Genomic DNA, 15574 nt, shown 5'->3' on the forward strand with positions numbered 1-15574 from the left:
CGGATGACAGCACGAGACTCCGATGCCTCGCGGCAAGCCGCGACTCCGGGGGAGGCCGACCCGCACGGGCACGACCCGGATCCCGGTGGGCACTTCGGTTCCTACGGGGGCCGCTTCATGCCCGAGGCCCTGATAGCGGCACAGGACGAGCTGGCCGAGGAGTACGAGAAGGCTCGTAACGATCCGGAGTTCGTCGCCGAGCTCGAACGACTGTTGCGTGACTACGCGGGCAGGCCCTCCCCGTTGACCGAGGTCGAACGTTTCGGGGCCCACGCGGGCGGTGCTCGGGTGTTCCTCAAGCGGGAGGACCTCAACCACACCGGATCCCACAAGATCAACAACGTGCTGGGGCAGGCCCTGCTGGTCAAGCGGATGGGCAAACGCCGCGTGATCGCCGAGACCGGGGCGGGTCAGCACGGCGTCGCCACCGCCACGGCCTGTGCGCTGCTCGATCTGGACTGCGTCGTGTACATGGGGGCGACCGACACCGAGCGGCAGGCCCTCAACGTGGCTCGGATGCGACTGCTCGGAGCCGAGGTACGTCCCGTCGACACCGGTTCGGCCACCCTCAAGGACGCGATCAACGAAGCGCTCCGCGACTGGGTGGCCAACGTGGCCGACACGCACTACCTGCTCGGCACCGCGGCCGGTGCCCATCCGTTCCCCCTGCTGGTCCGCAATCTGCACCGGGTCATCGGCGAGGAGAGCAGGGAGCAGGTACTGCGGCACACCGGCAGGCTGCCCGAGGCTGTGGTCGCCTGCGTGGGCGGGGGCTCCAACGCGATCGGGATCTTCCACGGCTTCATCGACGACCCCGAGGTGCGGCTGGTGGGCATGGAGGCCGGTGGGCACGGCCTCGACAGCGGTGAGCACGGTGCCGCGCTCACCAGCGGAACGCCCGGAACGCTGCACGGTGCCAGGTCCTATCTGCTGCAGGACGAGGACGGCCAGATCGCCGAGGCGTACTCGATATCCGCGGGGCTGGACTATCCCGGTGTGGGGCCCGAGCACGCCTGGCTGGCCGACACCGGGCGTGCGGAGTACCGCGCCGTCACCGACGACGAGGCGATGCACGCGTTCCGGCTGCTCTCCCGCACCGAGGGCATCATCCCGGCCATCGAGTCGGCGCACGCGTTGGCCGGTGCCCTCCGACTGGGTGCGGAACTCGGCCCGGAGGCCGTGCTCGTGGTCAATCTTTCCGGGCGGGGTGACAAGGACATGGACACCGCCGCGCAGTACTTCGGTCTCGTGCCCGAGGCCGGGATCACGGGAGGGGACCAGCGGTGAGTCTGCACGAGGTATTCCGCGACTGCGCCACACGGCGAAGCGCGGCCCTGATCGGTTATCTGCCCGCGGGGTTTCCCACCGTCCCCGACAGCGTCGAGTTGTTCCGCGCCATGGTGCGCGGGGACGGTGACACCCCCGGCTGCGATGTCGTCGAGATCGGCATTCCCTATTCGGATCCGGTCATGGACGGCCCCACCATCCAGGCCGCCAGCGGCGAAGCCCTGCGCAACGGGTTCCGGGTGCGCCAGTTGTTCGACATCGTCTCGGCGGTCGCCGAGACGGGAGCCGCTCCGGTGGTGATGACCTACTGGAATCCGGTACACCGCTACGGTCCCGATGCCTTCGCCCGGGACCTCGCGGCCGCGGGCGGACTCGGTGTGATCACTCCGGACCTGGTGCCCGACGAGGCCGACGAGTGGCTGGCGGCGGCACGGCAGCACCGGCTCGACCGGATCTTCCTGGTCGCGCCGTCCTCCACCGAACGCAGGGTGGCGATGACCGCCGGAGCCGGATCGGGTTTCCTGTACGCCGCCTCCGTGATGGGGGTCACCGGTGCGCGGGACTCGGTCTCCGGTTCCGCCCGGGAGCTCGTGCGACGCACCCGCGCGCACACCGAGCTGCCGGTCGGAGTGGGGCTGGGGGTGCGCACCGCCGGGCACGCTGCCGAGGTGGCGGAGTTCGCCGACGGCGTGATCGTCGGCTCCGCCTTCATCGACCGTGCCGGGCAGGACGGCGCGGCCGGAGTCGCGGAGTTCGCGGCCGAACTCGGGCGTGGTGTCGGGAAGAGTTCCACCCCGGCCCCGTGAGGGAACCGATCGAGGAGCCAGTGGCGGTCCTGGTCCCGCCGCCCGTTACGGTGGTCGCGTGACTGTCGCGCTACCCGCCTCGGCGACCACCCATCTGGCCAACATACCCAGCCCGCCGCAGGGCGTGTGGTACGTCGGGCCGATTCCCCTCCGTGCTTACGCCCTGTGCATCATCGCGGGGATCGTCGTCGCGATCCTCTGGGCGGAACGGCGATGGGTCGCCCGTGGAGGGCGCAAGGGCGCCGTCACCGACATCGCGGTCTTCGCCGTGCCGTTCGGCCTGGTCGGCGGCAGGGTCTACCACGTGATCACCGATTACTGGCGTTACTTCGGCCCGGACAGTCCCAATCCGTGGTGGGACGTCTTCAAGATCTGGCAGGGCGGTCTCGGCATTTGGGGGGCCGTGGCACTGGGCGCCGTCGGTGCCTGGATCGGTTGCAGGAGGCGTGGTGTGCCGCTGCCCGCCTTCGCCGACGCCGTCGCCCCGGGGTTGGTGGTCGCGCAGGCGATCGGCAGGCTGGGCAACTACTTCAACCAGGAGCTCTACGGCGGGCCGACCGACCTGCCGTGGGGGTTGGAGATATACCAGCGCGAGCCGAATCCGGTGACCGGTGTGGCGGTCAGCGACGTCCCCGTCGAAGTGGTCCACCCGACCTTCCTCTACGAGCTGTTATGGAACCTGTTGGTCGCACTGCTGCTCGTCTGGGCCGACCGCAGGTTCCGGCTGGGGCACGGCAGGGTGTTCGCGCTGTACGTGGCCGGTTACACGGCGGGCCGGTTCTGGATCGAGATGATGCGTACCGATCCGGCTTCCACTCCGTTCGACCTCGGCATCCGGGTCAACGTCTATGTCTCGGCCCTGGTCTTCCTCGGGGCGGTCGTCTACCTGTTGCTGGTCCGGCGTTCCAGGGAGGAACCCGAGCGATTGCTGGGCAAGCCGTTACCCGGGGACCCGGACTACGGAGTTACATCTCCCGACACGCCCGCCGACGTGACGACACCGGCGGACGACTCCCGGGAGAGTCCCGAAGAGCGGCAGCCCGACTCCGGCGGGGATTCCGAAACCTCCGGGAACACGCGGCGGCAGGGCGATCCCGGAACCGACGACGGGCAACGTTAGCGGCGGTTCCGGGCGGCCGCAGCGCCGGAACCGGGCCCGCCGGTGACGCGCGTGGCCGAACAGGGGTCGCCCCGTTCCTTCCCGGAGCTTCCGTCTCACCCTTCCAGCGGGCGGCGTACCGCTTCCCGCACGGGGGTGACGCTCGGTGAGCCGTCCGGTAACGGCAGGACGGAAACCCGCGCCGAGTAGTGCCGCCCCAGTACGTCGGTGGTCAGTACTTCCCCCGGAGTGCCCTCGGCGCTCACCCTGCCGTGGTCGAGCAGCAGCAGGCGTTCGGCGTACTGCCCGGCCATGGTCAGGTCGTGCAGGGTGGTCACCACGGTTGTGCCGCGCTCGTGGCGCAGCTCGTCGACCAGGTCCAACAGCGCCTGCGCGTGTCCCACGTCCAGTCCGGTGGTGGGTTCGTCGAGCAGTAGCACCCCGGTGCGCTGTGCCAGCGCGCGTGCCAGGACCGCGCGTTGCCGCTCGCCCCCGGAAAGCTCGGACAGCGCTCGCTCCGCGAGATCGAGCAGGTCGAGCCGTTCCAGCACCTCCACGACGATGTCGAGATCCCCGGTGCTCTCCCGTCCCAGCAGGCCGGTGTAGGGCGTACGCCCCAGCAGCACGTAGTCGGTGACGGTTATGCCGACCGGTAGTTGCGGCAGCTGCGGGGCGTAGCCGAGCAGCTTCGCCCGCTCACGCTGGCGGAGTCCGCTGACATGCCGACCGTCCACCGTTACGGTTCCGCCGTGGTGCACCAGTCCGAGTACCGCCTTGAGCAGCGTGGACTTGCCGGAACCGTTCGGTCCGATCACACCGAGCCAGCCGCCCGCACCGATCGTTGCCGAGATGTCCGACAGCACGGGACTGCCGCGGTATCCCGCGCTCAGCCCCTCGAGTTCCACGAGACTCATGCGAACAGCTTTCCTGGTTGATGTCCGGTTGACGTTTCCGAGGCGCATCGCTCGGTGCCGCCGAGTGCCTTCATCCTGGCGGGGGCACCGCCGATCCCCTCGATGAGTCGGGTGCTGCCCCCGCGGCGGCGTTCCCGACCGTCGGGATCACTTCGGTCGGGGCACGATCGGGGTCATCGCCGTCGGCTGGTGTGCAGCAACAGCGCGAAGAATGGCGCACCGGTGAACGCGGTGATCACACCGATCGGCAGCTCGGCGGGAGCCATGACAGTCCGGGCCAGCATGTCGGCCCCGACCAGGAAGGCCCCGCCGAACAGCAGGGAGACCGGCACGATCACCCGGTAACTGCCACCGAGAGCCAGCCGCACCAGATGCGGAACGACCAACCCCACGAAACCGATCAGCCCGGCCACCGACACCGCTGAGGCGGTGGCCAGTGAAGCGGCCACCAGGATCAGGGCGCGTACCCTGCCCGGTCGAATCCCCAGCGCCGCTGCTTCCTCGTCACCCGTGCCCAGCAGGTCCAGTAACCGTCCGCAGGCGCACAGCACCACCGTGGCCAGAAACAGCCCGGGCAGTACCGTCAGCACCTCGTACCATCCGCTGGTGCTCAACCTGCCCAGCAGCCACATGTAGATCCGTTGCAGCGATTCCACGCGCAGCTGTTGGACGAAGGTCTGTGCGGCGGTGAGAAACGCACTCACCGCCACGCCTGCCAGTACCAGCGTGGCCGTGTCCGGCCCGGCAGAACGTCCGATCAGCCAGGTCAGCCCGACCCCGCCCAGCGCCCCGAGGAACGCGGCCACCTGCGCCAGTCCGGTGCTGCCGAGAGTGACCTGCGGTATCGCCGTCACCACGATGGTCACGCTCAGCCCCGCGCCGGAGGCCGCTCCCAGCAAATAGGGATCGGCCAGCGGATTGCGGAACACGCCCTGGAACGCCGCGCCGGAGACGGCCAGGGCGGCTCCGACGAGAACGGCCAGCACCACTCGAGGCACGCGTAACTGCCACAGTATCGCCGCCTCACGTTCGGACAACGGCGAGACACCACCGGTGAGTTGGGCGCCGAGCTCGGCGAGCACCCGTTGCCACCCCAGTTCCGCGGCTCCGGTCAGTACCGAGACCAGCGTCAGCACGGCGAGCGCCGCGATACCGATCAGCAGGTGACTCGGCCGCAGCGTGCTGCCGCGCGGTCGTCGATGTCGCCGCGAAGAGCTCGCGGAAGCTCCGAGCGTGTGGGCGGGCAGGGTTCGCGAATCGCGCATCGGAGGAGTGTCAGCCCTGCCTGGTATCGTCGATCGCTTCACTGATCGAGCGGGCGAGTTCCACCACGCGCGGGCCCCACCTGCTGGCCACGTCCTCGTTCAACTCGTAGACGTTCCCCTGTTTCACCGCGGTCATCGTCTGCCAGCCCGGACGCTCGGCCACAGCTCCCTTGGTCACACCGGCCGTCCCGGTGTCGGCGAGAAAGATCATGTCCGGGTCCGCCCGCAGGATCTTCTCCTCGGACAGCTGGGGGAACTTGCCCCCGGCTGAGTCGGCGATGTTGTCCAGCCCGAACTTCTCGTAGACGCTGCCCACGAAACTCTTCGAGGTCGCGGTGAAGTAATCGGGGCCGACCTCGTGGTAGTAGGTCAGCGGCTGTTCGAGTTCGGGAGCCTCTCGCACCAGCTTGCCGATTTCGGAACGAACCCGTCGGACCGTGTCGGCGGCCTCCTCGCTGTGGCCGGTGGCGCGTCCGAGCGCCTTCATCTGGCGGTAGGCTGCCGAGAGATCCTTCGCCGAGGGAGTCAACAGTACCGGAATGTCGAGCTCACGCAGCCCCTCGGCCAGTTCACCGGCACTGCCCGCCTGGGCGATCACGAGATCGGGCCGGTACTCCGAGACGGTGCCTGCTCCGACGTTCAGGGCGGAGATCTCCTTGCGCGGCGCCCGCTCCGGGTAGGTGGAGTACTTGTCCACGGCCACCACCCGGTTGCCCGCCCCGACCGCGTAGAGCATCTCGGTGGCGGTGGGGCTCAACGAGACGATGCGCTTCGGCTGCTCGGGCAGCGTCACCGGTTCCTGCCCCGAAAGCTTCACGCGTACCGGAAACGCCGAAGCCGGATCGTTGCCCTGCTGGACCGGTTCTTCGGAGGCCGGGCGCTGCGCACACGAGGTGATCCCCGCCAGGAGCGCCACCAGTGCGAGCAGTAGGGGCGCCCCGCGGCGGAATCCGGTTGTCCGACTCATGATGTCCTCGGTTTCGGTCGGTGCTCCGCGGCGCCCGCCGGGTGGGCGACGCCGCGGTCCTGCACCGGGAACGGCTGTCGTCGATGTCGTGTCGAGATGTTCCCTGCGGGCCCGAGGCCCCTTTCGGAGACGCACGGTCGCCGCGGCCGAAGCGCACCCACAGCGGCTCCCGCTCGTACGACATCACGAAAGCCGCGCCCTCGTGTTCGGGCGTGGCTTCCTGAACAGGAAAGATACCATCCCGCCTCCGGCGGAGGCAGTATCGTCCGTTGCGTGCCGCCCCGGGAATCACCTGACTCCGTTGTGCGAACCGACGAAGTGCCGTAGCGGTCCGCCACCCTTCGAGTGCTCCGATCGACCTTGGATCGGGCCCATCGGTCCCCCGAACTCGGAAATCACGAACTGTGGTTCAGTTTTCGGGAGCTTCCAACGGGGTCGGCAGGTCGCCGTGATGCACGACACTGAGCCTGGTCGTGGTTCGGGTGAGCGCCACGTAGATGTCGTTGACCCCCCGAGGGGACTGCTCGAGGATGCCCGCGGGGTCGGCCACGATCACGCTGTCGAACTCCAGTCCCTTGGCCTGATCGACGCTGAGGACCATCACCGGTGCTTCCAGACCCTCGGGCCGGGGACCCACCGCGGCCCGAGGTATCAGTGCGGAGATCTCGTCCCCGAATTCCTCCCGACGGTCGGGTGGGCAGAGTACCGCCACGTGACCGCCCTCGACGGCTTCGAGTTCCTCGGCGGCCAGTCGCGCGGTTCGTGCGGCGCCTTCATCCTTCGAGGCCCGCTCCAGGGACGGCTCGATGCCCGTGCTGCGCACCGAGGTCGGCACGGACAGGTCCACGTCCATCTCGGCGAGCAGGGGGGTCGCCATCGACATGATCTCGCTCGGCGTCCGGTAGTTGATGGTGAGCTCCTCCAGGCGCCACCGGCGCGCCACGTACGGCCCGAGCACGTCGTGCCAGGACGAGGCGCCCGCCGCCGATCCGGTCTGAGCGATGTCACCCACCACGGTCATCGAGCGGCTCGGGCAACGTCGCATGATCACTCGCCACGCCATCGCCGACAGTTCCTGCGCCTCGTCGACGATCACGTGCCCGAAGGTCCAGGTGCGGTCTCCGGCCGCTCGCTCGGCAGCTGTGAGCTCGCTGTTGGTGCGATTGCGGTCCGCGAGCAGGTCGGCGTCGAGTACGTCGGAGACCCGTAGTCGTTCGGGATCCATGATCTCCTCGTCCTGCTCCATGATGTGCAGCACGCCCTCGGCGTAGGCGAGTTCCTCCCGCTCCTGTCGCAGCTGTGCCTGCTGCTGCTCCGAGTCGTCCTCACCCAGCAGCTCGGCCAGCTCGTCGAGCAGCGGAGCGTCGGCGGGCGTCCACTCCGAGCCCGGTTCCCGCAGCATCGCCTGGCGCTGTGACTCGTCGAAGTACCTGCGCGCGGCCTTCTTCATGCGTTCCGGTGAGCTCAGCAGCTCGTCCAGCAGGGTGGTGGGTTCGATCTCCGGCCACAGCTGTTCGAGTACCTCGCACACCTGACTGTCCGCCCGCAGCTCCGCCGCGATGTCGTCGATGTCGCGCTGGTCGAGCAGATCCCGCCCCAGCCGGTCGGCCACCTGCAGCGCCAGTGCCGAGAACATCTCGCGCCGGAAGATCTTCCTGGCCTCGTTGTGCGGTTTGCGTGCTCGCCGGGCTTTGGTACGTGCCTGGCTACAGGTGCTCTTGTCGATGTGGAGCGGCTCGCGGTCGAAAGTCACCTCGATGTACTTGCGCGGTACCTGTTGGCGGTCCCGCACGGCGTTGTTGAGTACCGAGACCATCTCCGTACGCCCCTTGAGCTCGGCGGCGGTGGCAGTGTCCGTCGCTGTGGCCACCACACCCGGATACAGCTCTCCGACAGTGGACAGCAGCACACCGGTCTCGCCGAGGGAGGGCAGCACTTGGCCGATGTAGCGCAGGAAGGTCTTGTTGGGGCCCACCACCAGCACCCCGCGCTTGGTCAGTTGCTGCCGGTAGGTGTAGAGCAGATACGCGGCTCGGTGCAGTGCCACCGCTGTCTTGCCGGTGCCGGGGCCGCCCTGCACCACCAGAACGCCGTTCATGCCGCTGCGGATGATGTTGTCCTGCTCGGCCTGGATGGTCGCGACGATGTCGCCCATCTGGCCGGTACGGCGTTCGTCCAGCGCCGCCAGCAATGTCGCCTCGCCCGCCAGTCCCAGGTGGCTGCCCTGTTCGGCGGAGTCCAGGTCGAGGACCTCGTCCTCCAGATCCGTGACCGTGCGCCTCGTGGTGCGGATGTGCCTACGCCTTATCACCCCGTCGCGGGATGCCGCCGTGGCCAGGTAGAACGGCCGTGCGGCGGGGGCGCGCCAGTCGATCAGCAACGGCGCGTACTCGTTCTCCTCGTCGAACAGGCCGAGCCTGCCGATGTGGAACCGTTCTTCGCTGTCCAGGTCGAGCCTGCCGAAGCACAGCCCGTTCTCCACCGCGCTGAGTTGCGAGAGCTTGTCGATGTGCATCTTGGTGGAAATGTCCCGCTCGGTGCGGGCCTGCGGAGTGCCGCCGGTCTCCCGCAGCGTCTCGGCGAGACGTTTGCTGTTGTACCGCCGCAGTTCGTCGAGCTTGTCGTAGAGCATCGAGACGTACCGCTGCTCGGCGGCGACGCTGTCGGCGTGGTCAAGTTCCCGATCGGCTCGGGTTTCGGACACGACTCCACCTCGTGCGGTCATGCGCGTTGGAACAGGACGGGCGTGGGCTTCCCGGGCGCTGCGGTGTGCTTCGCGACACCGCGGCCCGCCAACAGGCCCGACGAACGAGTGTACCCCGGAAACGACGCGACCATCGGGTGCAGTTGATCGTGGAGCGTGCCCACCGTCGCGCCGTTGCGGTCACCTCCGTCCCCGTGCCGGAGCAGGCGGACGGATATTCTCGGCGCCTGGAATGTGGAGGTGCCACATCCGTGCCCGGTGCTGTCGTTTTCCGGCGCCCCCGGACGGGGGTCGCCGAAAGTGGTGTTCGGGGCACGTGTGGCTGTGAACGGAGCCGGCATGAGCGGAGGACTGCACGGGGAGATCGTCGAGATACTGGGGAGGGAGATCAGTGCGGGCGTTCATCCTCCGGGCAGCGTGTTGCGTGGCGAGGATCTCGAACAGCGTTTCGGTATCTCGCGCACCGTGGTGCGCGAAGTGGTGCGTACGTTGGCTTCGATCCGTCTCGTGGTGGGGCGCCAGCGTGTGGGCATCGTGGTTCGGCCCCGCGAGGAGTGGAACACCTTCGACCCCAAGCTGATTCGCTGGTTGTTGGAAACCGACCGCGCCAACCAGGTCAAGACGCTCGTCGAACTGCGTACGGCTGTGGAGCCGGTGGCTGCCGGTGCGGCCGCCCAACGCGCTCACGCCGAGGACGTGACCGAGCTGCTCCGCATAGCTGAGCGGATGAACGAACTGGCCGAGGCTGGGGACCTGGAAGGTTTCCTGGAGGCAGACGTGGCCTTCCACTCACTGGTGCTGCGGGCTTCCGGCAACGAGATGTTCGCGCAGCTGAACGAAGTGGTGCGGGAAGTGCTGCGGTGGCGCACCGAGCAGGGGCTGATGCCCGCGCATCCCGAACCGCTGGCCGTCGGGCTGCACGGCGAGATCGCACGGTGCATCGAGGAGGGGCGGTACGGCCGGGCGGAAACGGCGATGCGTGAGCTGGTTGCCGAGGCGCTGCACGGCACGCTCAGGTTCCTGGAATCCACCGAGGGAAGTGAGTGAGCACTGCTCGAATGACCAGGGAGGGGAGCGCGGAGCTCCCGCTACTCCCCCTGTTCGGAACGCATTCCGGCTACCCACCCCGCGATCTGGGCCCGGGAGGTGAAATCCAGCTTGGTCAGGATGTGCTGCACGTGTCCCTCCACGGTGCGCAGGGCGATGACCAGTTGTTCGGCGATCTCCTTGTTCGTGCGCCCCTGCGCCACCAACTGGGCGATCTCGCGTTCCCGGCTGGTCAGCGGCATCGGGTGTACGTTCTCCCGCTGGGTTTCCCGGGAGCGCTGTTTGACTTCCAGCGCGAAGTCGAGCGCGGTGTCGTGCTGCCAGTGGTACCCCCTGTCGAAGGATTCGTTGTAGGTCTCGTCACCCAGTGCCTCCCTGGTGGCGACCAGCTGGGTACGGTGCCGCTCGGCGAAATCGGCGTAGAGGTTCGGGGTGGAGTGCGCGGACTCCCAGGCTCCTCCCGCCGCGCCGAACAACCTGGCCGCGCGTCTGTCGTTGCCCCGTAGGTGTGCGACCCAGGCCAGCGTGTCCAGGCTGAACGCGATCGCGAGCCGATTGTCCAGGCGTCGCTGCAGGTTCAGTGCTTCCTTCAACGCCGGTTCGGCCCTGTCGGTTCTGCCGGTGATCGTCTTGATATAGCCGATCGCCCACAGCGTCCAGGAACGCCAGTACACCTCACCGCGTCCGGTGGTGATCGCCAACGCGTCGTCGAGCAGCTCCAACCCGTCCCGCTCGCTGCCGTTGACTGCGCGCGCCACCCCCAGCCCGATCAGTGTGAACAGTTCCCCCTCCTTCTCGGCCCCGCGCCGGAAGACTTCCAGCGCGGTTTCGAGCAGCCTGATCGCGGAGCCCGGATCCCCGTCGAACAGGGCGGCCATCCCGTAGGTTCGTGTCAGGTGGGCACGCTCCAGCGGCGCATCGTGTCCCTCGAGCGTGGCGGTCGCGGTGTCCAGTGAGCGGCGTGCTCCGGACACGTCGCCGTGCAGCAGGGTGAACCAGGCGCTGGAGGCCAACGCGGCGGCCCGCTCGCGGGGCGCCTGCCGAGTCCCGGTCAGTGCCAGTGTGCGGTCCAGCCAGTAGCGGGCCTCGGAGTGCGCTCCCCGTAGTTGCCAGTAACGTCCCAGCGTGGTGGCCAGTCGTAGTGCGACGGCTGGGCCGTGGGGTACGGAGGTTCGTTCGTCCGCCTGCTGTTCCTCGGAACTCTCACCGCCGTGCTCGGTCATCGAACGCAGCGCCGCTCGCAGGTTCGCCTGCTCCGAGCGCAGTCGTCGCACCCACTCGACCTGCTCGGCGCCCAACCATTCCGCGGCGAAGCGCCATACCGTGCCGACGTACCACTGGCGGTGCCGCGCCTCGGCCTCGGGCCGGTCACCCGCTGCCCACAGTTTTTCGAGGCCGTACTCGCGGAGCGTGTGCGGCAGCACGAAGCGGCTGGGCCCGTCGTCCGGTTCGCGCAGCAGGATCGACTTGTCCACCAGAGCGTGCACCAGTGAGGCCGCCCTGGATCGTTCCGCGGTGCCGTCGATCACGTACTCCGCGGCTTCCAGGTCGAAACTGCCCGAGAACACCGACACGTGTGCCCATGCCCTGCGTTCGGGCTCGGTGCACAGGTCGTAGCTCCAGTCGATCAGTGCCCGCAGCGTCTGCTGTCGCTGCGGCGCGCCGGTGCGGCCCCCGCTGAGCAGTTCGTAGCGTTCGTCGAGCCGCTCCTCCAGTTGTCGCGGGGCCAGGGAGCGTAGTCGCACCACGGCCAGTTCTATCGCCAGCGGATTCCCGTCGAGCCGGTGGCACAACCGCATCAGCACCGGGGCGTTGTCCGCGGTGACCTCGAACTCCGGAAGGACGGCACGGGCCCGGTCGAGGAACAGCCGTACCGCCGCGTACTGTTCGTACGCCTCCGAGGCGGGCAGTTGTTCCGGGTCGGGGGTTTGCAGCGGCGGCACGACCAGCGTGCTTTCCCCGGCCGCGCCGAGCGACTGCCTGCTGGTGGCCAGTACGCGAAGCCCGGGGCACGAAGGGATCAACGTGTCCACGAGTTCGGCGCAGGCCTGTACCAGGTGCTCGCAGTTGTCCAGCACAACGAGCGCTTCGCGCTCCCGGAAGTGTTCCACCAGGTTGTCGAGTTGGGTGCCCGTCGACGTTTCGGCGACGTGGAGCTGCTCGATCACGGCGGTCGCGACCAGGTCCGGATCGTGCAGCTCACCCAGTTCGACCTGCCAGGTCTTGTCCCGGAACGAACGGCTCATGTTGGCGGCGACTCGAAGCGCCAGACGGCTCTTGCCGATGCCGCCGGGGCCGGTCAGGGTCACAATCCTCGACTCGGCCAGCAGTCGTTTGGTGAGTGTGATCTCGCGACGCCTGCCGACGAAGCTCGTTACTTCTGCCGGGAGATTGCCGCCGGCAGCGCGTGAGCGGGCCCGTGCGGTGGAGTCCACACCGCCGAGAATACCTCCGTTCAGTCCCTCGAACCGGGCTCGTGGTTCACGGGGCAGGGCTGTGACCTGGATCGATGTTTACTCACACGAACGTGTGAGTTTCGGGGCTTCGTGCCACGGGTGATCCGCCGGGACGCTACGACCAGCGCGTGTCCCACGGCGATCCCGGACAGATCCGCGAGCGTGTCCAGCACGTCCGCGTCGCGATGTACGGGCAGTAGCTGTTGCAACGCCTCGGAGAGCGGCGCGTAGCCCGCCAGGCACGGCAGCAGCAGTCGGGGGTCGACCCGGGCCGCTCGGCCGGTCACCGTCATCACCGCGAACAGCGCCAGATGTACCAGCTTGTCGGTGCCGGGTGGGGAGTCGGGAACCCCCGCCGGCGGAGTGAAAAGAATCACCAGGCTCGCCACGCAGCTCACTACGAACAACGCGCGGTGTGTACGGGGACTGAAAGGATCCAGCATGCGGCCTCTCGGATGTTGGTTGACCTCGACGGTGGCATACTGCGCCCGGGAGTCGACGGACTAGGCTGTTGCACCGTGAGTCGACGAGCCAAAATCGTTTGTACTATGGGGCCGGCCACCGCCAGTCCGGAGAAGGTGGCCGAGCTCGTAAGCGCCGGCATGAATGTCGCTCGGCTGAACTTCAGCCACGGTAGCCACGACGACCACCGTCGGGTTTACGACATGGTGCGTGCGGAGACGGCCGAATCCGGACGCGCCGTGGGGATCCTGGGTGACCTGCAGGGGCCGAAGATCCGACTGGGAACCTTCGCCGAGGGGGAGGTCGAGTGGCGTACCGGTGAGGTCGTCCGGATCACTGTGGACGACGTGGTCGGTAACCACGACCGGGTCTCCACCACTTACGAGGGGTTGATCGGAGACGCCAAGGTCGGCGACCAGATCCTGGTCGACGACGGGAAGGTCGGGTTGACGGTCACGGCGGTCGAGGAGACCGACGTGGTCTGCGAGGTCGTCGAGGGCGGCCCCGTTTCCGATCACAAGGGTCTTTCGCTGCCTGGGATGGACGTCTCGGTTCCCGCCATGTCCGACAAGGACGTCGAGGACCTGGAGTTCGCGATGCGGATGGGCGTGGATTTCATCGCGCTGTCGTTCGTGCGTACTCCCGCCGACATCGACATCGTCCACCAGGTCATGGACCGGGTCGGGCACCGTGTTCCGGTGATCGCCAAGCTGGAGAAACCCGAGGCGGTGGACAATCTCGAGGCCATCGTGCTCGCCTTCGACGGTGTCATGGTCGCCAGGGGAGATCTCGGCGTCGAGCTGCCGCTGGAACACGTGCCGTTGGTGCAGAAGCGGGCGATCGGTATCGCCAGGGAGAACGCCAAGCCGGTCATCGTGGCGACCCAGATGCTCGATTCCATGATCGGCAATCCCCGTCCGACCAGGGCCGAGGCCTCGGACGTCGCCAACGCCGTGCTGGACGGTACCGATGCCGTCATGCTTTCCGGTGAGACCAGCGTCGGGGACTATCCCGTGGAGACGGTCGAAACCATGGCCCGCATCGTGGAGGCCGTGGAAGCCGGTTCCTCGGAGCCGCCGGAACTGAGCCACGTGCCGCGGACCAAGCGTGGTGTGATCTCCTACGCCGCCAGGGACATCGGCGAACGACTCAGTGCCAAGGCGCTGGTTGCCTTCACCCAGTCCGGTGACACCGTCCGTCGGCTGGCGCGGTTGCACACCAGGTTGCCGCTGTTCGCGTTCACCCCTGAGGAGTCCGTCCGTAGTCAGCTCGCTCTCACTTGGGGGACGGAGACCTTCCTGGTGCCTAGTGTGGATACCACTGACCAGATGGTGCGCCAGGTGGATCAGGCGATGCTGTCGATCGGACGTTCCGGCAGTGGCGACATGGTCGTCATCGTCGCGGGCTCCCCGCCCGGAACCGTCGGATCGACCAACCTGATCCGGGTGCACCGTCTCGGCGAGGAGGATCACGTCTGACTTCTCCCGGTCGCGGCGGAACCGGATCCACGGTACGAATCGCCGTGCTCCGGCATTCCGCTGCGCGGGAGAGGCGGCGTGTGCCAACACCGACACGAGGAGTCCGAAGTGACCCGAGCGGCACGAGCCGCTGCCGCCGATCCGGCGGGGACCGGCAGCCAGTCGTCCGTTCCGGTGGATGCCAGTGGTATGCCACACGGACAGCCGGTGCTGGATCGACTTGTGGCATTGCTCGACCTCGAGCCGATCGAGGAGAACATCTTTCGTGGCGTCAGCCCGGCGGAGTCCCCGGTCCGCGTTTTCGGGGGTCAGGTAGCGGGGCAGGCCCTCGTCGCCGCGGGTAGAACCGTGCCCCCCGAGCGCCGGGTCCATTCGCTGCACGCCTATTTCCTGCGGCCGGGGGATCCGAGTGTCCCGATCGTCTACGAGGTGGATCGCACCCGGGACGGTCGCTCGTTCACCACCCGCCGCGTCATCGCGGTACAGCACGGCAAGACGATCTTCTCGCTGTCCGCCTCGTTCCAGGTCGAGGAACGGGGGATGGACCACGCGGAACCCATGCCGGAGGTCCCCGCCCCGGAGGAGCTGCCCACCTACGGTGAGCGTCTCGGCCTGCTGGCCGGTGAAGTGGGCGGCATGGCGAATCTGCCCCGACCCATCGACATGCGGCACGTTACCGAACCGCCGTGGTTGAGCAGGCAGGACGGACCCAGGGACGCGCGCAGCAGAGTGTGGATGCGGGCCGACGGCGGTCTTCCCGACGACGACCTGCTGCACGTCTGCCTGCTCGCCTACGCCTCCGACCTGACCCTGCTGGACTCGGTGCTGGCCAGACACGGCGTCTACTGGGGCGTGGACGAGGTCCACGGCGCCAGTCTCGACCACGCGATGTGGTTCCACCGGCGGTTCCGCGCCGACGAGTGGTTCCTCTACGACTGCAGCTCTCCCAGCGCCTCGGGGGGGCGGGGGCTGGCCACCGGGAACTTCTTCTCGCGGGACGGCTCCCTGCTGGCCACGGTGGTGCAGGAAGGTCTGCTGCGCGTCGCTGATTGATCGGAGCGGGCACGAACGGCGTGCTCGGCTCCGGTA

General features: G+C 68.1%; 12 protein-coding genes. 6 read left to right on the forward strand and 6 right to left on the reverse strand.

Annotation, left to right across the window (positions count from 1 at the left end):
• Window positions 1-3: 3 nt before the first annotated feature.
• Genes trpB through lgt form a run of 3 tightly spaced genes read left to right on the forward strand, consistent with a single transcriptional unit; the run spans window position 4 to window position 3213 of the window.
• Window positions 4-1287 (forward strand): tryptophan synthase subunit beta, encoded by a 1284-nt coding sequence (gene trpB / locus BLR41_RS08020; protein WP_092627371.1) that lies wholly within the window; start codon window positions 4-6, stop codon window positions 1285-1287.
• On the forward strand, window positions 1284-2093 hold the full coding sequence (gene trpA / locus BLR41_RS08025; protein ID WP_092627372.1) for a tryptophan synthase subunit alpha: 810 nt from the start codon (window positions 1284-1286) through the stop codon (window positions 2091-2093). Before trpB ends, trpA begins: the two co-directional genes overlap by 4 nt.
• 58 nt (window positions 2094-2151) lie before the next feature.
• The gene (gene lgt, locus BLR41_RS08030) at window positions 2152-3213 is read left to right on the forward strand and encodes a prolipoprotein diacylglyceryl transferase (protein WP_245693995.1); all 1062 of its coding nucleotides are present in this window, start codon (window positions 2152-2154) and stop codon (window positions 3211-3213) included.
• A 95-nt stretch (window positions 3214-3308) separates the two neighbouring features.
• On the opposite strand, the gene BLR41_RS08035 is transcribed toward lgt, so the two are convergent.
• From BLR41_RS08035 to BLR41_RS08050, 4 genes are all read right to left on the reverse strand, one after another.
• Window positions 3309-4106: an ABC transporter ATP-binding protein gene (locus tag BLR41_RS08035; protein ID WP_092627373.1), complete on the reverse strand. Its 798-nt coding sequence runs from the start codon at window positions 4104-4106 to the stop codon at window positions 3309-3311.
• 173 nt (window positions 4107-4279) lie between these two features.
• The gene (locus tag BLR41_RS08040; RefSeq protein WP_092627374.1) at window positions 4280-5371 is read right to left on the reverse strand and encodes a FecCD family ABC transporter permease; all 1092 of its coding nucleotides are present in this window, start codon (window positions 5369-5371) and stop codon (window positions 4280-4282) included.
• 10 nt (window positions 5372-5381) lie between these two features.
• A complete protein-coding gene (locus BLR41_RS08045) occupies window positions 5382-6338 on the reverse strand; it encodes an ABC transporter substrate-binding protein (protein ID WP_092627375.1) in 957 nt (318 codons plus the stop codon).
• Window positions 6339-6747: 409 nt separating this feature from the next.
• Window positions 6748-9042 (reverse strand): HelD family protein, encoded by a 2295-nt coding sequence (locus BLR41_RS08050; protein WP_092627567.1) that lies wholly within the window; start codon window positions 9040-9042, stop codon window positions 6748-6750.
• Between the two features lie 339 nt (window positions 9043-9381).
• Between BLR41_RS08050 and BLR41_RS08060 the strand changes: the two genes are divergently transcribed.
• Complete coding sequence (locus BLR41_RS08060) at window positions 9382-10089, forward strand: FadR/GntR family transcriptional regulator (protein ID WP_092627568.1); 708 nt, start codon at window positions 9382-9384, stop codon at window positions 10087-10089.
• A 41-nt stretch (window positions 10090-10130) separates the two neighbouring features.
• Here BLR41_RS08060 and BLR41_RS08065 read toward each other — a convergent pair whose 3' ends face one another.
• Window positions 10131-12524 (reverse strand): ATP-binding protein, encoded by a 2394-nt coding sequence (locus BLR41_RS08065; protein WP_092627377.1) that lies wholly within the window; start codon window positions 12522-12524, stop codon window positions 10131-10133.
• 20 nt (window positions 12525-12544) lie between these two features.
• Window positions 12545-12988 (reverse strand): VanZ family protein, encoded by a 444-nt coding sequence (locus BLR41_RS08070; protein ID WP_176797879.1) that lies wholly within the window; start codon window positions 12986-12988, stop codon window positions 12545-12547.
• Window positions 12989-13063: 75 nt separating this feature from the next.
• Here BLR41_RS08070 and pyk point away from each other — a divergent pair, with 75 nt between their 5' ends.
• A complete protein-coding gene (gene pyk / locus BLR41_RS08075) occupies window positions 13064-14485 on the forward strand; it encodes a pyruvate kinase (RefSeq protein ID WP_092627569.1) in 1422 nt (473 codons plus the stop codon).
• 108 nt (window positions 14486-14593) lie between these two features.
• The gene (gene tesB / locus BLR41_RS08080) at window positions 14594-15538 is read left to right on the forward strand and encodes an acyl-CoA thioesterase II (protein WP_176797880.1); all 945 of its coding nucleotides are present in this window, start codon (window positions 14594-14596) and stop codon (window positions 15536-15538) included.
• Window positions 15539-15574: the final 36 nt, after the last annotated feature.

It is taken from the genome of Actinopolyspora mzabensis (assembly GCF_900101095.1).
Classification (GTDB): domain Bacteria; phylum Actinomycetota; class Actinomycetes; order Mycobacteriales; family Pseudonocardiaceae; genus Actinopolyspora; species Actinopolyspora mzabensis.

What these genes read in the sequence shown, in the direction of transcription:
- trpB (WP_092627371.1), top strand. Translation starts at nt 4, where the DNA reads ATGACAGCACGAGACTCCGATGCCTCGCGGCAAGCCGCGACTCCGGGG.
- BLR41_RS08035 (WP_092627373.1), bottom strand. Translation starts at nt 4,106, where the DNA reads ATGAGTCTCGTGGAACTCGAGGGGCTGAGCGCGGGATACCGCGGCAGT.
- BLR41_RS08040 (WP_092627374.1), bottom strand. Translation starts at nt 5,371, where the DNA reads ATGCGCGATTCGCGAACCCTGCCCGCCCACACGCTCGGAGCTTCCGCG.
- BLR41_RS08045 (WP_092627375.1), bottom strand. Translation starts at nt 6,338, where the DNA reads ATGAGTCGGACAACCGGATTCCGCCGCGGGGCGCCCCTACTGCTCGCA.
- BLR41_RS08060 (WP_092627568.1), top strand. Translation starts at nt 9,382, where the DNA reads ATGAGCGGAGGACTGCACGGGGAGATCGTCGAGATACTGGGGAGGGAG.
- BLR41_RS08070 (WP_176797879.1), bottom strand. Translation starts at nt 12,988, where the DNA reads ATGCTGGATCCTTTCAGTCCCCGTACACACCGCGCGTTGTTCGTAGTG.